At 61.9% G+C, this 20,527-nt stretch carries 13 protein-coding genes and 2 tRNA genes; 4 read left to right on the forward strand and 11 right to left on the reverse strand.

The window, feature by feature from the left end; all coding sequences use genetic code 11:
* Positions 1-25: 25 nt before the first annotated feature.
* A complete protein-coding gene (locus HII33_RS13150; RefSeq protein WP_179396277.1) occupies positions 26-3,124 on the reverse strand; it encodes an AAA family ATPase in 3,099 nt (1,032 codons plus the stop codon).
* Positions 3,124-4,239: an exonuclease SbcCD subunit D gene (locus HII33_RS13155; protein ID WP_179396278.1), complete on the reverse strand. Its 1,116-nt coding sequence runs from the start codon at positions 4,237-4,239 to the stop codon at positions 3,124-3,126. The genes HII33_RS13150 and HII33_RS13155 overlap by 1 nt, the downstream gene beginning before the upstream one ends.
* A gap of 139 nt (positions 4,240-4,378) precedes the next feature.
* On the opposite strand from HII33_RS13155, the gene HII33_RS13160 reads away from it, so the two are divergent.
* A complete protein-coding gene (locus tag HII33_RS13160; protein ID WP_246287475.1) occupies positions 4,379-4,993 on the forward strand; it encodes an HAD family hydrolase in 615 nt (204 codons plus the stop codon).
* Between the two features lie 262 nt (positions 4,994-5,255).
* On the opposite strand, the gene HII33_RS13165 is transcribed toward HII33_RS13160, so the two are convergent.
* The gene (locus HII33_RS13165; RefSeq protein WP_218841987.1) at positions 5,256-6,878 is read right to left on the reverse strand and encodes an ABC-F family ATP-binding cassette domain-containing protein; all 1,623 of its coding nucleotides are present in this window, start codon (positions 6,876-6,878) and stop codon (positions 5,256-5,258) included.
* 234 nt (positions 6,879-7,112) lie between these two features.
* Between HII33_RS13165 and HII33_RS13170 the strand changes: the two genes are divergently transcribed.
* Positions 7,113-8,459 carry a metallophosphoesterase gene (locus HII33_RS13170; RefSeq protein ID WP_179396280.1) on the forward strand — a complete coding sequence of 449 codons (1,347 nt, stop codon included), beginning with the start codon at positions 7,113-7,115 and terminating at the stop codon, positions 8,457-8,459.
* A gap of 47 nt (positions 8,460-8,506) precedes the next feature.
* Here the strand turns inward: HII33_RS13170 and HII33_RS13175 are convergent, their stop codons facing one another.
* From HII33_RS13175 to HII33_RS13195, 5 genes are all read right to left on the reverse strand, one after another.
* Complete coding sequence (locus tag HII33_RS13175; RefSeq protein WP_179396281.1) at positions 8,507-9,076, reverse strand: PepSY domain-containing protein; 570 nt, start codon at positions 9,074-9,076, stop codon at positions 8,507-8,509.
* 50 nt (positions 9,077-9,126) lie between these two features.
* Positions 9,127-10,938 carry an ABC transporter ATP-binding protein gene (locus HII33_RS13180; protein ID WP_179396282.1) on the reverse strand — a complete coding sequence of 604 codons (1,812 nt, stop codon included), beginning with the start codon at positions 10,936-10,938 and terminating at the stop codon, positions 9,127-9,129.
* Complete coding sequence (locus HII33_RS13185) at positions 10,935-12,650, reverse strand: ABC transporter transmembrane domain-containing protein (protein WP_179396283.1); 1,716 nt, start codon at positions 12,648-12,650, stop codon at positions 10,935-10,937. Before HII33_RS13185 ends, HII33_RS13180 begins: the two co-directional genes overlap by 4 nt.
* Positions 12,651-12,943: 293 nt before the next feature.
* Positions 12,944-13,027: transfer RNA gene (locus tag HII33_RS13190), tRNA-Leu, on the reverse strand.
* A gap of 355 nt (positions 13,028-13,382) precedes the next feature.
* Positions 13,383-13,466: transfer RNA gene (locus tag HII33_RS13195), tRNA-Leu, on the reverse strand.
* Between the two features lie 129 nt (positions 13,467-13,595).
* Here HII33_RS13195 and HII33_RS13200 point away from each other — a divergent pair.
* Positions 13,596-14,429, forward strand: a complete 834-nt coding sequence (locus HII33_RS13200; RefSeq protein ID WP_179396297.1) for an NAD(P)H-hydrate dehydratase — start codon at positions 13,596-13,598, stop codon at positions 14,427-14,429.
* A gap of 48 nt (positions 14,430-14,477) precedes the next feature.
* On the opposite strand, the gene HII33_RS13205 is transcribed toward HII33_RS13200, so the two are convergent.
* The 3 genes from HII33_RS13205 to leuS form a co-directional block, all read right to left on the reverse strand.
* Positions 14,478-15,188 (reverse strand): pseudouridine synthase, encoded by a 711-nt coding sequence (locus HII33_RS13205; RefSeq protein WP_179396284.1) that lies wholly within the window; start codon positions 15,186-15,188, stop codon positions 14,478-14,480.
* 4 nt (positions 15,189-15,192) lie between these two features.
* Positions 15,193-16,830 (reverse strand): putative polysaccharide biosynthesis protein, encoded by a 1,638-nt coding sequence (locus tag HII33_RS13210; RefSeq protein ID WP_179396285.1) that lies wholly within the window; start codon positions 16,828-16,830, stop codon positions 15,193-15,195.
* A 165-nt stretch (positions 16,831-16,995) separates the two neighbouring features.
* Positions 16,996-19,404 (reverse strand): leucine--tRNA ligase, encoded by a 2,409-nt coding sequence (leuS, locus tag HII33_RS13215; RefSeq protein WP_179396286.1) that lies wholly within the window; start codon positions 19,402-19,404, stop codon positions 16,996-16,998.
* 333 nt (positions 19,405-19,737) lie between these two features.
* On the opposite strand from leuS, the gene HII33_RS13845 reads away from it, so the two are divergent.
* Complete coding sequence (locus tag HII33_RS13845; RefSeq protein ID WP_179396287.1) at positions 19,738-20,427, forward strand: phosphatase PAP2 family protein; 690 nt, start codon at positions 19,738-19,740, stop codon at positions 20,425-20,427.
* Positions 20,428-20,527: the final 100 nt, after the last annotated feature.

Raw genomic sequence — 20,527 nt, forward strand, 5'->3', positions numbered from 1 at the left:
CACTTTCCGGCGTGAATGGTAAGGGTCATCGGCCCAGCCCGTGGCGTGTGCGCAGGTGACTCTCGCCGGTCCCGGTGGGGATCACCTGAAGCTGGTCGGGAATGCTCTCCCGCAGTTCGGTGACGTGGCTGATGATCCCGATCATGCGGCTTTGGCCCTCCAGGCTCTCCAGCGCGTCCATCGCAGTGGCAAGACTGGTCGAATCGAGCGAGCCGAAGCCCTCATCGACGAACAGCGCATCGATCGAGACACCGCCGCTTTCCTGCTGGATCACCTCACCGAGTGCCAAAGCCAAGGCCAGTGCCGCGATGAAGCTTTCCCCACCGGATAGCGTGTGCACGGAACGCGCCGCACCGATCTGATCGTCGTAGATGTCGATCTCAAGGCCAGAGTCGTTGCGATGACTGCCCGGATCCTGATGTAAGGTAAAAATGTACCGCCCTGCGCTCAGCGTCTGGAGCCGTGTGTTGGCGACCGTCAGCACACGCTGCAGGTAGGCCCGTAGCACGTAACGCTCAAGTGACAGCTTCGCGTCATTATTCCCGTTGACCACTTCGAATAGGTCTGCCATCGCCGCAGCCTCGTCCATCGCCTGCTGGTTCTGCGCGTAGTCGGCCTCGATCGTCGCGACGAGCTGCCGGTTGGTCTCAGCTAGCTGGGTCGCAGCAGCCTGCTGGGCCTGCGCCGCAGCCAGCGTCGCAGCTGCCGCAGACTTAGCCGTCGCCAGTGCCGCGACGTCCGGCTCCGGCTGCGTACCGATCTGGGCGGTCGCGTGCGTCAACAGCGCGGTCTGACGCGTCCGCGCCGTCTGGGCCGCCTCGACTTGGGCCTGCAGCGCCGCGCGCTCAGTCAGACGGGCGCGCAACGCGTCGAACTGTGCGCGTGCATCCGCCCCGAACCGTGTCGTCAGGGCCGCCTCGAATGCCTGTTGGGCCTGCGCATTGGCCGCCAGCGCGTCCGCCTGCTGTTGCCTCAACTCCGCTTGCGTCGTCGTCACACGAGTCAGCTCCGCCTGCGCCGTAGCCAGTGCCTCCTGGTTGGCCGCCTGTGCAGCCACATGGGCCGCCAGCGTCGCGGTCAATGTCGCCAGCGTCGCCTCTAGGTCGGCCAAGGCCGGTGCGTCGGCCGGTACAGCCGCTTCGGCCGCCGTCAGGGCCCCGCGGGCTTGCGCCAGCGCGACTGCGGCCTGCGTTGCCGCCGCAGTCGCCGCTTCCTGTTGGGTCGCTTGAGTCTGCTGCTGCGTCGTCAGGTCGGCCGCGGTCCGTGTCAGTGCCTCACGCTGGGCCACCTCGGTGTTGACCTGAGTCGTCAGCGTGGTCACCGTCGCTTGCAGTTGCGCAGCGACAGCCGGCACATCGCCGTCTGCCGCGCCCGTTAACTGTTGCGCTAGGGCTGCCGCGCCGGCGGCAGCCTCTTGGCGCTGCTGGTGTAGGCGCACGGCCTGGGCCTCAGCAGTCGCCAAGTCGACCTGCGCCGCCTGCCGCGCCGCATCAGCGGTCTCGACCTGCGCATCGGTCACGGTATCGTCCGCTTGCAGGGCCACCACGGGATGCGGATGCGCTCGGCTACCGCACACCGGACACGGCTGACCCGGGGTCAGCTGGGCGGCCAAGCGCGCGATCTGCTGGGTCAGCTGGGCATCGTGCAGTCGCGCATACGCCTGCTGAGCCGCTTCTGCTGCCTTCGTGGCGGATGCAACGACTTGAGTCGCCTCAGTGTGTGCCTGTGCAAGGTGCGCCTGCTCAGCCTGGCGTTGCTGCCACTGCTCAACGCGCGGCAGCGTGGCGGCCTGCTCAGTTCGCGCCTCAGTCAGCGCCGCCTGGTGATCAGGGACTGCTGCCAGTGCCGCAGCCGTTGTGGCCTGCTGATCAGCCAACGCGGCCGTGGCCACGGCTTGCTGGTCGACTGCTGCTTGGGCGCGCGTCTGTACGGCGCGCGCCCGGTCGACGGCCGCGCGCTGGGTGACCAGTGCCTCTAGCTGCGGGCGCAACGCTTCTAGGGCGTCTGCGCGCCGCTGCGTCGCCGCGATCTCGTCCGCCTGCGCCGCCAGTTCCTGTCGCGTCTGCTGCGCCGCAGCCAGCGCCTGTTCGGCGACTGGGCGCGCCTGCGCGAGTGCGGTCAAGCGCGCTGCCCGCTGGTCCAGGGCCGCTTGCGCACTGGCCAGTTGGGTCGCCTGGGCCTGATGCGCAGCCACCCACGTCAGTTGGTCCAACGTCTCGCGGGCCTGAGTTAGGGCCGGCGCCGCCTCATCCATCGCCGCCAGCTCGGCCTCAGCCGCCCGCCGGTCAGCATACGCCGCCTGCAGGGCCAAGCCAGCCGCTTCAGCCGTCACGGCAGCGTCGAAGTGTTGCTGCGCCTGGGCCTGGGCCGTCGTGCTCGTCGCCACCGCCTCGGCCAGCTCGTCGAGCCGTGCATGCATCACCTTGAGTTGATCGGGTAGCGGGGCGCCAGCCGCCGGGGCGGTCGCCCCAAAGGCGAACTGACTGGCTAGCGCCGCCAAGCGCGCTGTCTGCTCCTGAACGAACGCGGACTTCGCGCGCGCGGCCTGACGCAATCGCTGCTGCCAGGCCTCAAACAGCCCGGTACCAAACAAATGGCGCAAAAGCGCCTCCTTGTCGTCGCTCTTAGCGTCTAGGAACTGGCGAAACTTCCCTTGTGGCAACAGGATCATCTGGCGGAACTGATCCGCATCGAGGTGCAGTAGCGTCTCGATACGCGGTGCAACATCGCGGACCTTCGTCCATTCATGCAGCTCCACGCCGGCCTGGCGTTCCGTCAGGCTTAGACGCATCGGGGCATTGGTCAAACCAGCCCCACGCTTTTTGGCCAACAACTGATCGGGCTCCCGCCAGATCGTGTACTGCTTGCCCCCGTGGCTGAACGTCAGTGTGACTCGAGTCGGCGCATCGGGCGCTGCGAACGTCGCGCGCATCTCACGGCCACTGCGGTCGTCGCCGGTGGTGGTACCGTACAGTGCAAAGACCAGCGCATCGAAGATCGTTGTCTTCCCGCTCCCCGTCTTGCCGCTGATCAGAAACAGCGGCGTGTGCGCGAACTCGCTGAAGTCGACGACCGCATCGCGGTACGGCCCGAAGTTACGCATCACTAAGCGTTCTAGCTGCATTACTCCGCCTCCTTCACTTGGCTCAGGGCCGCTGCCGCCCATGCCTGCTGCGTCTCGCTCAGCGTCCGGCCGGTCACTTGCGCGTAAAAATCCGCCAGCATCGGCATCGGGGCGAGGTGCGTGTCGACCTGGTCCGCCGCGGTGTCCAAGGTGACGTGTGACTCGCGGTCGAGGCTGATCACCCGCGGAAAAACCTGACGCAGCGCTGCCATCACGTTGGGGATCACCGCCAGATCCGTCAGTGTGATCGCCGTGTACGCGTCACGGTCATACGCCGCATACTGCGCCGGGTCCGTCAGCGCCGCAAAGCTCGCCGTCAAGTGCTGCACCTCATGGCGCGGTGGCAGCGCAACGAATTTCCGCGTCATCGTCTCGGTGTCAAGGATGTACACGCCCTTCTCCTGCGCGACCTCCGACGTCGAGAACTTCAGTAGCGACCCTGCGTACTGGATCGTGGCATCCCGAAGCGCGTGACGATTGTGCAGGTGCCCCAGTGCGACGTAGTCAAAGGCGCGCAAGTCGGCCACCGCCACCGCGTCGAGCCCCCCGACGTTGACCTGAGTCTCCGACGCCGAGCGTTGACTGTCCGCGGCGAAGAAATGGGCGACCAGCACATGCTTCTTGGCCGGATCGAACTGCGCCTGCATCGCGGCGCTGACCCGGTGCATCGCCAGATTGATGTTGGTCAGGCTGTCATCATCGAAATACTGACGCGCCGCCACTGGCTCAAAGTACGGCAGCAAAAAAAACTGCGTGTCGCCAAGCACCACCGGGGTGAATGCCTCTGCCAGTTGACAATTCAGGTAGAGTTGCGTCGCGCCGTACCACGCGCGCCCGGTGCTTAGCCGCACGGCCGAATCGTGGTTCCCGGCGATCACCAAGAGCGGATAGCCGAGCTCGCGGTTCAAGCGCGTCAGCTGTGCGTTGACCATTGCCACTGCGTCCTCGTTGGCCAGTGCCCGGTCGTACAGGTCCCCGGCGATGATGATCGCATCGACTGACTCGCGCTTGGCCACTGCCACCAGCTGCTCGAACACCGCTGCTTGATCTTCCTGCAGGTCGTACCCTGCCAGTTTTTTGCCGATGTGCCAATCGGCCGTATGCAATACCCGCATGTGTCCGCCTCCAATTCATCTTAGCTTTATCCAAACACACGTTCATCGTTCTGTCAACGCGCCGTCCTGGCAGGCGCACATGCCTTTGGCTGATCGTCGTCAGTCGAGTACAATAGAGACAAATACGGGAGGCAGACTGATGAACACATTTATCTTCGATATCGACGGGACCCTGATCGACTCGGTCACGATGTACCTCGCCGGGCTGCAGCGCACGATGCGCCGGCACGGCCAAGACTACACGCAGGACCAACTGAGGTTCTCGAATGGCATTCCGTCCAGCGACACCATGACCCGCCTGGGCTTCACCGAAGACGCGGTCGACGCGGCGATCCGCGAGTGGACCGAGGACTCGTTGGCCTTTGCCGCCACCGTCGACTGGTTCCCCGGGATGCAAGACACGCTGGCAAATCTGCGGGCAGGCGGTGCCAAGCTGGGGATCGTGACCTCCAAGAACGCGGATCAATACGCGCTAGACGTCACCCGCTTCGGCTTTGCCACCGCTGTCGACACCGCGGTGGTCGCCCACGACGCCCCGCGCAACAAGCCCTTCGGTGACCCGATCGAGTTGGCGATGACACGCTTGGGCAGCGACCCGCACCGGACCGTCTATGTCGGTGACACCCGGACCGACGCCCTGGCCGCACAAGCCGCTGGCGTCCCGTTCGCCCTGTGCACGTGGACCACCCCACACCTTGACGAACCTGTCGCCTACCCACTTCAACGCCCAACAGACCTGCTGGCCCTGCTGTAGGGGAAGCTGCAACGAGTCTCTGGGCGTGACATGACGCCTTGTGAACAGACGACGCCGGAATGCGACAGGTCATAACCCAACACCCGCGCTGGTCCCAGTGACTCGATCAGTGGCCACCACGGGGCCGCACCAAACGCAAAGAGGCAGCCAGCGTATGCTGACTGTCTCTTCGTCGTGGTGATGCGTGGCGGGTGGTACTCCCCCGAATTGCCACCCTCCTGCTAGGATAGTGTACCACTTTGGGGAGTCAATATCTGTCTGGTCAGTAGATGTCGGCGACTTGCGCCTGGGCAACTTCGTGACTCATGAATTCATCGTAGGTGGTGTCCGCACGCTCGACGACCCCCTTCGGCCCCACCTCAACGATGTGGTTGGCGATCGTCTGGATGAACTGGTGGTCATGGCTGGTGAAGACCATGGAACCCTTGAAGTCGATCAGCGCATCGTTCAAAGCAGTGATGCTTTCAAGGTCCAAGTGGTTGGTCGGATCATCGAGCAACAGAACGTTGGCCTTGCTGAGCATCATCTTGGCGAGGTAGGAGCGCACTTTTTCGCCCCCAGACAGCACGTTGACCTTCTTCAACACCTCATCGCCGCGGAACAGCATCTGGCCAAGGAACCCGCGCAGGAAGGTGTTGTCGCTCTCTTCCTTGCTGGCGAACTGGCGCAGCCACTCCAGAATGTCGAGGCGCGCATCCGCAAACTCCGGCGTCAGGTCACGTGGCATGTAAGACTGACTCGTCGTCACGCCCCAGGTCACGCTCCCACTATCAGGCGCCACCGCCCCAGCAATGATCTGCATCAGGAGGCTGGCCGTCACGTCCGAGCGGGAGATGATCGCCGTCTTATCACCGGGCCGCAAGATGAATGAGACGTTATCGAGCACCTTTACCCCATCGATGGTCTTGGAGACGTTCTCGACCCGCAGCAAGTCGTTGCCGATCTCACGCTCCGGCGTGAACTTGATGTACGGGTACTTACGCGAGGACGGCTTGATGTCGTCCAACGTGATCTTCTCGAGTTGCTTCTTACGGCTGGTCGCCTGCTTGGACTTGGACGCGTTGGCGGAGAACCGGGCGATGAAATCTTGCAGCTGCTTGATCTGTTCTTCCTTCTTCGCGTTCTGCTGACCGCGCAGCTCCTGAGCCAGCTTGGAGGACTCCAGCCAAAAATCATAGTTCCCAACGAACAGCTGGATCTTGCCGAAGTCAACGTCGCACATCATCGTGCAGACCGCGTTCAAAAAGTGTCGGTCATGGCTGACGACCAGTACAGTGTTCTCGTAGTCTGCGAGGAAGTCTTCCAGCCACGCGATCGTCTGCGGGTCGAGCCCGTTGGTCGGCTCATCCAGCAGCAGAACATCCGGCTTGCCGAACAGCGCCTGCGCCAAGAGTACCTTGACCTTCTCCCCTTCAGGCAGCTCACCCATCAACTTCTGATGCTCGTCTTCCGGAATGCCTAGAGACTGGAGCAGCTGGCTCGCGTCGCTCTCGGCGTTCCAGCCGTCCATCTCGGCGAACTCCCCTTCGAGTTCTGCGGCCCGCATCCCCTTGGCCTCATCGAAGTCCGGGTCGGCGTACAGCGCGTCTTTCTCCATCATCACATCGTACAGGCGCGTGTAGCCCTGCAGCACCGTGTTCATGACGGTCTGGTCGTCGAACGCGAAGTGATCCTGCTTCAGGCTACTCATGCGCTCGTGTGGGTCCATCTGCACGGTCCCGGTCGTCGGCGCGAGCTTACCTTCCAAGATCTTCAGGAAGGTCGACTTCCCAGCACCGTTCGCGCCGATGATCCCATAGCAGTTCCCCGGCGTAAACTTCAGGTTGACTTCGTCGTAAAGCTTGCGGTCGGTGAAGACCATCGACACGTTATTCACAGTAAGCAAAGGTGTTAGTTCCTCCTCTAGGCGTATTGGCAACAATGTTATCAGATTTTGGCGTTCAGGGCAATCCCCTCTATAGTAGAAAACAGTTCAGCCGGCGCTGCGTGACTGGCGTATAATGCAAGGAGGCACACGGCTGGCCGACGCCCCGATCACCACTAAATCTAGTGGCCGCCTTGCAATCTATCCACACAATCCACAACATCTTGTGGATAATCCCACTGACGAGGTCTTCATATGAAACATCTGATCGCCATTCTCACCGCGCTGCTCGCACTCGTTGCCCTAGCCGGTGTGCTCACGCTGAGCGCCCCCCACCACCCGGCTCAGGCCCAGGAGCTGACGCCACGCACGACCACCAGCTTCTGGGTGCTCTCCGACACCCACTTCATCGCGCCAAGCCTGCACGATGGCAAGCAGGCCTTCAAGGGCATTGAACAGAGTACCGCCGGCAAGGACCTTGACTACCAACCCGTCGCCTTGCGCGCCTTCGTTCACGATGCGCTAGCCGCTAAGCCCGCCGCGGTGATCATCACTGGCGACGTGACCTTCAACGGGGCCCTCGCCTCAGCCCAAAGCATCGCGAAGCGCCTGGCCCCGTTGCAAGCCGCGGGCATCCGCCTGCTCGTGATCCCCGGCAATCACGATATCTATGATGGGTGGGCCCGGGCCTACAAGGGCCCAGACCAGCTCAAGGTCGCGCAGATCGCCCCGAGCGACTGGCGCCGGCTCTTTAACGACGGCTACGCACACGCCCTGAGCGAAGACAGCGATTCACTCAGCTACACCGTCGCGCTGAACGGTGATTACCAGCTGATCATGCTTGACAGCAACATCTACCCGATCCAGCCGGGCGCCACCAATCCCAACACCGGTGGTGAACTCAGCGAGACCACCTTGGCGTGGGTCCAACGGCAACTGGCCGCTGGGCAAAAGGCGGGGCGGACCAGCCTCGTGTTCATGCACCATAACCTCTACGCGCACAACCGAGTCGTCCACAACGGCTATGTGCTGAACAATGCAGACGTACTCAAGCCGCTACTCGACCGCTACCACGTCCCAGTGCTATTCTCCGGTCACATCCACGCGCAAGACATCGCCAACGACCCAGATGGCCAGTGCGAGACCACCGAGATCGTCTCTGGCAGCTTCGCCGTCTCGCCTGGTAGCTACGGACGGGTCACGGTCACACCAGACAAGCTGACGTACACGATGGCCGAAAGCGACCTGACGCCGGTCCTGACCGCCAAGGAACGGCAGAACCCCGACCTCGTCCACTATCAGCGCTACCTCAAGTCCCTGTTCATCGGTAACGGCGAGCGGCTGGCCGTCGAGAACCTCTACGACCGCCCCGGGGTCTCAGACAAAGAACTCAAGGCCGGCGCCGAGTTCGTCGGCGAGTTGAACTGGCGCTTCTTCGCCGGTGCAGACTCCCCGACTGCCACCGAGCTCGCCAAGATGCGTGCTAGCCTCGGCTACCGCGTCGTTTGGCAGGTCCCGGCCCTGCGTCGCTACGTGCGCTCGACCATTCAAGATCACAACCTGAACGATCGCCACTTCACCCGCACGATCCACCACGACTAAATACAACGAAGGGGGGAGACGTCGTCTCCCCCCTTCGTTGTATTCCGCTAATCATCCTCTTCGGACTTCAAGATCTCACCGCCGTACGCGTCGATGGTGACCTCGATCGTCTTCTTGCCGTTTTTGACCTTGACCTGCCAGACCGTGCTGCCGGAGTCTTCCTCCAGCGACCAGGCATAGGCGTCGCCGTTGCCGACCTGCTTTTCGGCCAGATCGGTCACTTCGGTCAGCGTGATCAGCCCGCTGCGCGTGATCCCATCAGCTGCCTTCTTCACGCCCTTGGCGTCTTCGGCGTCCAGCGCTTCTTCGCTCTGGTGGCGGACCTTACCCGTCTTGGCGTCCAGCAACAGCTCGTATTCCTTATCATCATCGACGCCTTCGACTTTGTATTGGTACCCCTTGCCGAGTTTGGTCAAGTCGATGCCGGTCACCGCCGCCCCAGCGTGGGCATCGGTAAAGGTGGTCCAGGCTTTTTTGAGCGAGACCTTCACGTTTTGTTTCAGCGTCACCGTGCCAGTCTGCTGGACCGTCTGCTGCTGCGTCGGGCGCTCTTGCTTCGCGCAACCGGCCAAGCCGAGCGCGGTCGCAACCGCCAGGATAAGCACCACTTTTTTCATCGTCCAAGTCCTCCTCGGGTGTGATCTTATACCCCAAGTGTACCAGAGAATCACAAGTCGTGCGCGTCAGATTCCTCGTCAAATTGACTATTATATAACGCGGCATATGCCCCGCGTTGCGCCAGCAGCTGCTCATGGGTCCCGCGCTCCACGATGTGCCCGCCCGCGATCACGACGATCTGCGTCGCATGCCGAATAGTCGATAAACGATGCGCGATGACGAAGCTGGTCTTGCCGCGCATCAACGCGGTCATCGCATGCTGGACCGCTGCTTCTGTGTTGCTGTCGATGGCCGCGGTGGCTTCGTCGAGGACCAACACAGGCGCATCAGTGATGAACGCCCGGGCAATGTTGAGCAACTGCCGCTGGCCCTGCGAAAGGTCACTGGCATTCTCGGTCAAAAGCGTCTCGTACCCCTGGGGCAGCTGGGTGATGAACCCATGTGCGTTGGCCTGCCGCGCGGCCGCCTCGACGGCCGCATCACTGGCAGCTGGCCGCCCCATGCGAATGTTCTCTCGGATCGTCTGCTGAAACATGTACGGCTCTTGCTGGACCACCGTGATCAACCGCCGCAGGGTCGTGCGTTGGATCGTCGTGACGTCGACCCCGTCCAGCAGGACTCGGCCGCGTTGAAGCGGGTATAGATTCGTCAGCAGGTTCATGATCGTCGTCTTCCCAGCACCGGTCGGCCCGACCAACGCGACCACGGTCCCCGGTGCCGCGTGCAGCGTGATGTCGTGCAAGATCTGGCGGGTGGCCTCGTAGGCGAAGTCAACATGCTCGAAGCGGACATCCCCGCGCGTCGTCGCAGGTACCACGGCCCCAGGCAGGTCCTGTTCCGGTGGCTCATCGATCAAGGCAAACACGCGCTCTGCTGAAGCTAGCGATAACTGCAGCGTGTTGATCAAGTCCAGCACGTTATTGATCGGTCCGGTGAAGTTACGCAGGTAGATCAAGAAGGTGAAGATCACGCCCACGGTGATCTTCTGACTCCCGTTCAGGATCGCCAGGGCACCCGTCACGGTGATCAGCAGGTAGGCGAGGTTATTGGTCATGTTGTTGAACGGCCCCATTGCACTGCTGAAGGCCTGCGCCCGAAACGCCGCGCGTGTGTACCGCTCATTGGTCTGAGCAAACTGCTGCCGGGTCGCTGAAACATGATCGAATAGCTGGATCACCCGGCGACCGGAGAGGCTCTCCTCGATCTGCGTGTTCAGCTGGCCTAACGCGTCCTGCTGGACCATGAACGCCCGCTGCGTCACTTTGGCCACGACCCGAGTGAAGCCGTAAGTCAGACCGGTGGCGGTCAGCGCGATCAGCGTCAGTAGCGGTGACAGAAACAGCATCGCCCCACCCATCCCGATCACAGCGATCACACCGGTGAACAGCTGCACGAATGTCTGCATCAGCGCTGTATTGATGTTGTCGACATCATTGGTCAGCCGACTCATCACATCCCCGTTGTCATGCTGGTCGAAAAAACGCATCGGCAAGCGTTGCAGGTTCGCAAACACCGCGGCGCGGATCTGCGCCGAGACGCGCTGAGCGACCCGAATGATCACCGCGCTTTGGGCATAAGTGCAGACACTCGCAACGATGTACATCACGGCCAGCATTGCACAGACGCGCCAGAGCGCCTGCAAGTGGGGACTACGAATGTAGCGATCGATCGCCAGTCCGTTCACCCGATTACCGATGATCGTCGTGGCCGTCGTGAATAGCGTGAGCCCAAAGACGCCGAACAGACGCCACCTGGCGGGCGCCAGGTAGCCAACGAGCCGGCGCAGCGTCCCCCGGACATTATTGAGCTGAACGGGCGCCTGGTGGAGTCGCCGTGGCCCGCGGCGGTTCATCATCATCATGCGCGGCCACCCCCTAACTGCGTTGCAACGAGCCGGGCATAAAACGGCGACTGCGCGATCAACGCCTCGTGCGTCCCTCGGGCGGTGATCCGCCCCGCTTCCATCACAATGATCTCGTCAGCATGGCGTAAGTTCGCCACGCGCTGCGAAATGATGATCGTCGTCTTGCCCCGGCGTGCCTGTCGCAGGCGCGTCAGGATCCGCGCATTGGTCGCCTGATCGACCGCACTCGTCGCGTCATCCATGACCAAGATCGGACTGTCGGGGATCACCGCACGGGCGATATTCAGGCGCTGACGCTGTCCACCCGAAAAGTTTTTGCCCATCTGGGCCACTGGTGCATCGTAACCGGCCGGCAGCGTGTCCAAGAACTCATCCGCGTTGGCGACGAATGCCCCTGCCGCCAGCGCGGCGTCATCAGCCGTCTGGCGCCCGTACGCCAAATTGCTGCGCACCGTACCCGAGAACAGTCGCGCATCTTGAAGCGCCACCAAGACCTGGCTGTGGACCGTCGTCAACGACAACCGCTGAATGTCTTGGCCGCCGATCGTGATCTGCCCTTGATAATCATCGAACGCCCGAGTCAACAAGTCGATCAGCGTCGTTTTGCCACTGCCTGTCGTGCCAATGATCCCCAACCACCGCCCCGCAGGAACGGTAAAGCTGACATCGTTCAGGATCGGTGCGCTCGCGGCGTAGCCGAAGGTCACGTGTGCGAACGTCACGGCGCTGTCTTGCGGCTTCAGCGCGGTAATCGACGCAGGCGCGGCGGTCGCCTGCTCGAGCACCGCCGTCACGCGTCCTGCCGATGTCACGGCGCGCGAGAATGCCGTAATGATGTTGACGGTCCCGATCATCGCAGTCGTGATCTGGATCATGTAATTGACGAACGCAATGATCTGCCCGTCTGACAGCGTCCCGCCGATCGCCAGGCGTCCGCCGTAAGCCAGCGCGACCACCACCCCGAGGTTCAAGACCAGCTGGATCACGGGCGCGAGCATCACCGTCGCGAGGCTCGCTGCAAGCGCGCGGTCGGTCAGTTCAGTATTGCTCGCGGTGAACTGCGCCAGCTGCCGCGGCGCCAGCACATATGACTTGATCGTCTTGGCCCCTTGCAGGTTCTCACGCATCACGCGGTTCATCCCGTCCACCGCCGTCTGCATGGCCTGATACTTCGGCAGGCTACGCCAGACCGTCAACGCCATGAAGCCGATCAGGATCGGCAAAGCCACGAACAGGATCGGCGCCAGGGCCGGGCAGACGATCACGGACATCACGATCCCCCCGATCATCAGCATCGGTGAGCGGACCATCCCGCGCGTGATCATCATCACCAGGTTCTGCATCTGCGTCACATCGTTGGTCAACCGTGTGATCAAGGTCGCCGGCGCCAACCCGTCAGCGCGGCGGCTGGTCAGCGCAACGGCCAGCAGGTGTTCGCGCAAGTTGGCCCCCATCCGCAGCGAGGCGAAGCTGCCGAGCACCCCTGTCCCAGCCCCGCAGATCAACCCGATCAAGGCGAACGCGACCATCCATCCCGCTTGAGTGGTGACAAACGCCATGTCGCCGCGCGTCAACCCACGGTCGATGATCCGCGCCATCAGCGTTGGCTGCTGCAAGTCACAGAAGACCTCCCCCAGCATCACAAGCGGCGCCAAGAAAAAGCACCCGCGTGCCGGGCCATGCGTATGTTGCATCAAGAGTTTGAACACAGGCTCCCTCCTCTACCCCAAAAAACGTCACGGACCTCTCAGCCTAGTAAGGACTAAGGAATCCGTGACGCTTATCGGTAACACCAGTTGGGTTATAGTGTACCGCGCGTGGGGACACTTGGCAACCATTGCGCTCAGCCGCAGCCCAGGGCCAAGCCATGGGATGAGGGGCGTTGGCCTGCCGACCGGCCTTGAATTCAACGTGGCCGTGCTGCGGGCCGGCCAAGCTGGTGTATGCCTCACGACCGCACAAAAAAGACGCCGATCACTCGACGTCTCACTGTTATTGCTTATGCCGCAAACAGGAGTCGAACCTGCACATGGATAACCATACAGCGACCTGAACACTGCGCGTCTGCCAATTCCGCCATTGCGGCAACAACATAGATGATTATAACAAGGCCATCTCCGTTTGCCAACCTTTATTCGGATTTTTTTGGGGCCGCTTCGCCTTGGCTGAGCGGATCGGCCCAGGGCGGGTGCCGCTGCACCCACACGCGCGATTTAAGCGGATCACGCAAAATGGTTGACCTGTCATGCGTGGCCGCAACCAAGCTGGCCGCCAATCAGGCTGTGCGCCCAAGCTCATGACCCTAGGAATACGCCAATATGACAGATACTTTGGCGCGAGAGCCCACATACCGGCAACTGGTATCGCCAAGGCAATGAACGGCCACATATTCAGGCACCAAAAAAGACGCCGATCACTCGCCGTCTCACCGTTATTGCTAATGCCGCAAACAGGAGTCGAACCTGCACATGGATAACCATACAGCGACCTGAACACTGCGCGTCTGCCAATTCCGCCATTGCGGCAACAACAGGATTTATTATAGCAATCAGGCTGGCGTTTGCCAAGACCTAATCCACCATTTTTGAATTTTTTCTCATCACAGATTCATTTTTATCTCGGCACTGGGGTATAATGCTTGCGAGGTGATCGAATTGAAGAGGCTCTCCGAATCCATCGTTGCGCAAGTCGTCACGGCGCGCCCGGCGAACAGTCACAAAGGCGATTATGGGCGCGTGCTCATCATCGGGGGCGATGAGCACCTCGGGGGCGCCGCGATCATGGCCGCGAGCGCCGCCGTCTATGCCGGCGCCGGGTTGGTGACCGTCGCGACCGATCTGAAGAACGGGGCGGCGCTGCATGCGCGCCTGCCCGAAGCGATGCTTATCCCCTACGATGGCCCACGCCTGCGCCATACCATCCCTGAAGCGTCTGTCGTTGTGATCGGTCCCGGCCTGGGAACGAACGAAAAGGCGCTACAGATCCTCAAGACTGCACTGCACGACCTAACGCCGGCACAGACGTTAATCTTGGACGGCTCGGCGCTGACGCTGATCGCCACGCACCAGTTGACCATCACGCACCCTAACGTGATCTGGACACCACACCAGATGGAGTGGCAGCGGCTCAGCGGCGTCGCGATCGCTGAGCAGACGCCGGCAGCTGATCAGGCCGCCGCGGCCCAGCTGCCCGGCACCGTGATCGTCAAGGGGCACCGCACCCGGATCTTCAGTCCCACCGCCAGCTACGAGAACCCCCTCGGGACCCCCGCGCAAGCGACCGGCGGTTCCGGCGACACGCTTGCGGGCATCCTTGCGGCGTTCATCGCCCAATTCGGCTACCGCGACGCCTCGGTGTGTGCCGCGGTATATGCCCACAGCGCGATCGCCGAGCAACTCGCGAAGACTCAGTATGTCGCGCTTCCGACCCGCGTGATCGCCAGCCTGCCCACCTACATGGCGGCGCAGGCCGCCAAGCCCGCCCAGTGACGAGACAAAGTAAAGACAGGCGCCCGAGTGCAACGGGCCCTGTCTTTTTTAGCGGGTCAGCGCCTTGATCGCCGTCAGCTCTTCTGGTGTCAGCGGCCGGTACTGGCCGGCCGGGAGCGTCGCCGGCAACTGTAGCGGGCCCATCGCGATGCGATGCAAAGCGGTGACCTCGTTGCCAACACGCTTGAACATACGCTTGACCTGGTGGTACTTGCCCTCCCCGATCGTCAGATGGACCAGCTGCGCACCGGTCTCAGGGACCACCGTCACTTTGGCCGGTTGGCTGGTGAACGCCTTGAAGGCGATGCCTGCTTCGAGTTGGGCCTGCATCACCGGCGTCAGCGGTAGCCGCAGCGTCGCCGCATAGGTCTTGTCGACGTGCTTGCCCGGTGCCAGCAGGTTGTGGCCCAGCGTGCCGTCATTCGTCAGCAACAGAAGTCCCGTTGTGTCTTTGTCTAGCCGGCCCACCGGATACAGGCCCGGGCGTCGATCTGCCGCCGCGATCAGGTCCAGGACGGTCCGATCGTGATCATCCGTCGTCGCGGTGATCACCCCCGTCGGTTTGTTCATCAGGTAATACACCGCCAGCGCTTGATCCAGCACCTGTCCGTCGACGGCGACCACCGCGTCGGCGGGGACGTCGAAGCCAGGGTCACGAACCAGCGCGCCATTCACGGTGACGCGCGGCTTTTTGATCAGACGCCGCACTTCCTTGCGCGTCCCGTACTGCAGGTGGCTGAGCAATCGGTCTATTCGCATCCGCTCACCCGATGTGCAGGCGTCGGCGGATCCCGCCGATGCGTGCCCCCACGATCAAGTCGGCCAACCGCGTCTTGAGCACTGCATACCCGTAGATCGCCACCCCGACTGGGAGGGTCAACACGAGCATCAGCACTGACTGCATCCCGCTAGCGGGGTTCAAGAAGCGCGATAGGACCCAGATCAATGCGCGCACGACCACGGCCATCACGACCGAGAACCCGACGATACCGACCAACCGCCGGGCGGTCTGGCGCACTTTGAAGTGATACAGCAAGCGCAAGTCATTGAGCATCAGCACGATCGACACGGTCATCCCGGCGATCGTCGAGAGTGTCGGGCCGTAGACATGGAAGAACACGATACACGGCCACTGCAACGCCAGCTTGACCGCCATCCCGACTAGCATCGTACGGATCGCCAACCGGTTGTGGAATAGCCCCTGCAGGATCGAGGCGAGGACCGTGAAGAGCCCCAAGAAAACGGCCAAAAAGGCCGAAAGCTGCAACACATCGATCCCGAGCTTATCGTAGCCGTAGAACAGGACATACAGTGGCTGGGCGATCGCCGCCATCCCGAAGGCGCATGGGATCATCACGACGAAGAACAGCTGCAAGATGTTCGTGATCGTATCGGCGATCTCACGCCCCTGTGCGCGTGTCTTAGCTGCCGCTAGCAGCGGTAGCGCCGTCGAAGCCATCGCGACTGCCAGACTGACCACGATCATGATCAGCTTGTTCGCGTTCCCGGCGAACAGGGCGTACAGCTCACCGAGCAGCTTCTTGGAGGCGATGTAGTGCGTCAGCATCATCGGATCGAAGGTGTACTGGTCGATGATGTAGTAGAGGTTGATTGCCGCGCCCATGATGATGAACGGGACTGCCTGCTGGACGATCTCCCATAGGATACGCTTGGTCGAGATCTGCAGGTCATCGGCGCTGTTGGCCGCCAACGCAACGAACCGGTCTTTTTGGCGGAAAAAATACACGATCAAAAGGCCGAGGCCGAACAGTGCGCCGATGAAGGCGGCGAACGTCGACTGCGCCACGGCGTCGACGTAATCACCGTTGCCGAGCTTCATGATCGAATAGGTCATGATCAGCATGTAAATGATCCGGGCGACCTGCTCGATGAACTGGCTCAGCGCACTTGGGGCCATCTCGTTGTACCCTTGGAAGAACCCGCGGATGATACTCAAGACCGGGATCACCAGCAACGGCCAAGCCAGCGTGCGAAAGACCTGCGTCAGTGCCGCGTCATGCAGCGCCAGCGCTGGCGCCAGGACCCACAGGAGGCCGCAGGAGACCACGCCCATCAGCGACATGGCCACGACCCCGGCGGAGAACAAGCGAAACCCCGTCTTGTACTCGTTCATCGCGTTGTAATGCGCAATCTGCTTAGAGATTGATCCCGGGACCCCTGCAGTCGAGATGATCAAGAAGATGCTGTAGATCTGGTACCCCTTCGTGAACAAGGCGTTGGCCGTCAGGTAGGCCGCCCCCAGCCAGATGCGCCACGGGATGATGTAGATCGCGCCCAAGACGCGGGAAAGGATGCTGCCAGCGGTCATCCAGGCCGAGCCGCGCAGCATCAATTCTTTGTTACTGCGCGGCGGCTGAGCCGCCAGATTCTGCTTCGCCATGCGTTCGCTCCTATCAAAAAAGACATATACGTTCATTCTAGTTGAAGCGATGCCCCCTTTCAATCTAATCCCGCGCGCCTTATACGAATCTCATCACTTTGGGCGGTAGTCCGGCGCGCGTCAACGCAAACAGCACGCCCAGGAGGGGCGTGCTGCGAGTAGACCTTATTTGACGACGATGTTGACGATCTTCTTCGGGATCACGATCTCCTTGACGATCGTCTTGCCCTCGGTGAACTTCTGAACGTTCCCGATCGCCTTGGCCGCCTCGAGGATGTCGGCATCCGCGGCGTCCACCGCGACGGTCAGGTGACCGCGCAACTTCCCGTTGACCTGCACCATCAGGTTGACCTGCTCCGTCTGTAGCGCCGCCTCGTCGTAGGTCGGCCAGGCCTCATAGGTCAGGGTGTGCTCATGCCCGAGGATCTGCCAGACTTCTTCCATCAGGTGTGGGGCGATCGGCGCCAGCAGCTTGACGAAGCCTTCCACGTAAGCGTACGGCAGGGCATCGACCTTGCGCGCCTCGTTGATGAAGACCATCATCTGGGAGATGGCGGTGTTGAAGTGCAGGGACTCGAAGTCCGCGGTGACCTTCTTGACCGTCTCGTTGTAGACCTTGTCCAACCGGCCGTCGTTGATCGTTGTGATGTGGTCGCGCATCTTGCCGTTGTCATCGACGAACGTCCCGTAGACGCGATCAAGGAACTTGCGCGCCCCAGCTAAGCCGGTGGTGCTCCAAGCGATCCCCGCATCCAGTGGGCCCATGAACATTTCGTACAGGCGCAGCGTATCCGCACCGTAGTCGTTGACCACATCATCAGGGTTGACGACGTTGCCCTTGGACTTGCTCATCTTCTCGTGGTTGTCACCAAGAATCATCCCCTGGTTGTACAGGCGCTTGAACGGTTCCGGGTACGGGGCCACCCCGATATCGTACAGGAACATGTTCCAGAACCGGGCGTACAGCAGGTGCAACACGGCGTGCTCCGCCCCGCCGATGTAGAGGTCGACCGGCGTCCAGTCCTTCAGCTTGTCAAAATCCGCAAGGGCTTCCTTGTTGTGCGGATCGACGAAGCGCAGGTAGTACCAGGACGACCCGGCCCACTGTGGCATCGTGTTGGTCTCGCGCCGACCCTTGCGCCCGTTGGCATCGACGACGTTGACCCAATCGTCGAGGTTGGCCAGCGGTGACTCACCAGTCCCAGAAGGGCGAATATCTGCCTCTTCCGGCAGCATCAGCGGCAGCTCATCTTCAGGGACGAGGGTGGTCTCGCCGTCTTCCCAGTGGATCACTGGGATCGGTTCACCCCAGTAGCGTTGGCGGGAGAAGACCCAGTCGCGCAGCTTGTAGTTGACGTGCTTTTCGCCGACGCCTTGGGCTTCCAGCCAGTCGATCGCGGCGTCGATCGCCGCTTGCTTGGTCATCCCGTCCATGAAACCGGAGTTAATGTGCACGCCGTCACCGGTGTAGGCAGCCGTCTTGACGTCACCGCCGTCGATCACCGGGCGGATCGGCAGGTCGAACTTCTGGGCGAATGCGTAGTCACGCTCGTCATGCGCCGGCACCGCCATGATCGCACCGGTCCCGTAGCTGACCAGGACGTAATCGGAGAGCCAGATCGGCAGCTGCTCGCCGTTGATCGGGTTGATCGCGTACGCGCCGGTCCACACACCGGTCTTGTCCTTGTTCAGGTCCGTGCGCTCGAGGTCCGATTTGTGCTCGATGGCCGCCTTGTAGGCCGCCACCGCGTCTCGTTGTGCAGGCGTGGTGATCACGTCGACCAAGGCGTGCTCTGGCGCCATCACGCAGTAGCTGGCGCCGAACAGCGTATCTGGGCGCGTGGTGAACACATCAAAGGTCTGATCGGAGCCCGCGACCTTGAACGTCACCTGAGCCCCCACGGAGCGACCGATCCAGTTACGCTGCATCTGCTTGATCGGCTCTGGCCAGTCGAGGTCGTCGAGCCCTTCCAGCAGGCGATCGGCGTAGGCCGTGATCTTCAGGACCCACTGACGCATCGGCTTGCGGATGACCGGGAAGCCGCCGCGCTCAGTTTTGCCGTCGATCACCTCTTCGTTGGCGACCACAGTCCCAAGGTCCGGGCTCCAGTTGACCGCCACTTCGGCTTCGTACGCGAGGCCCTTCTTGTACATCTGCTCGAAGATCCACTGCGTCCACTTGTAGTAGTTCGGATCAGTGGTCGAGATCTCGCGGTTCCAGTCATAGGAGAACCCTAAGGCGTTGATCTGGCGCTTGAAGTTTTCGATGTTCTTCTTCGTGAAGTCCTTCGGGTTGTTCCCCGTGTTCAGCGCATACTGCTCCGCCGGCAACCCGAAGGCATCCCAGCCCATCGGGTGCAACACGTTGTAGCCCTGTGCGCGTTTCATGCGGGCCGTGATATCGGTCGCCGTGTAGCCTTCTGGGTGGCCAACGTGCAGGCCTTGGCCCGACGGATACGGGAACATGTCCAGCGCGTAGTAGTTCTTCTTGTTCGGGTCAGTCGTCGTGTTGAAGTTGTTGTGCTCGTGCCAACGCTTTTGCCACTTTTTCTCGATCGCCTTGTGATCGTACATGGATCATTCCTCCTTGGGATTCTCGAACCAAACAAAAAACCGCCCCATCGATATAGGACGGCTTCGGCCGCGGTACCACCTAAGTTCTGCCGAAGCAGCGCTTGACTGGATAACGGTCAGGGCCGGCGACCATTGGCTTGGTCGCACTGAAAAGGTCAGTTCACCGCGTTGCGTCGTCAGGCTCACACCGACCGCCTGCTCTCTGGTCGCCGCGCCGCGCTTACTCGTCCTTCGTTCGTTCGATATTGGGTTAAGCATAGCAAAAACGCCGGCGTGAAACAAGCCTTCTGCGGCGTCCTATGGTACAATTTTGAACTAAACGGAGGTGTGCCTGTGACTCGACCCAAAACTCCCCTTCTGATCGCCGCTGGCGCCTTGGTGGTCTTCATCCCCCTACTGTGGGGCGTCGCCGTCGACGCGGCGTGGATCCATGCCATCGACGCGCCGATCATCGCGTGGGTGACTGCCGTTCGGCCCGAACCGCTGACCGAAGTGCTCCTGTGGATCACCAACTGTGGCAATCCACCCGTGATCGTCGGGCTCGGCGCCGGGTTAGCCGCGATCTTGTTCTACTACCGCAAAAAACGCTACGCCGTGTTCGCGGCCGTCGCGATCATCGGCATGAGCGGCCTCAATTCCTGCGTGAAGTTGCTGATCCGCCGCCTGCGCCCCTTCGTCGCCGACCCGACCATCACACCGCTGACCCGCATCGGCGGCTACAGCTTCCCCAGTGGTCACGCGAGCGGCACGATGCTCCTGTGGGGCACCGTGATCCTGCTGACAGCCGCCTTAGTTACCCGCAAATCCCTGCGCCGCGTGCTCATCGGCTTCAGCATCGCGATGATCGGCCTGACGGGCTACTCCCGGATCTACGTCCAAGTCCATTTCCCCACGGATGTGCTCGCCGGGTACGCCGAGGCCCTGTTCGGCCTGATGCTCGTGTGGTGGCTGATGTATCCGTGGCTGACCCGCGTCACCCCGACCGGCTGGGTCCTGCGTGATAAGCCACACACGTTGCGATGAACGGCCCACACCGATAGACATCAAAAACGCGTCTGCCTCAGTTCTGAAGCAGACGCGTTTTTCAGGTGACCTCAGGCGACTTCGCGCCGCCGGTGGTCGG

The organism is Lacticaseibacillus absianus (genome assembly GCF_013407595.1).
In the GTDB taxonomy this organism is placed as follows: domain Bacteria; phylum Bacillota; class Bacilli; order Lactobacillales; family Lactobacillaceae; genus Lacticaseibacillus; species Lacticaseibacillus absianus.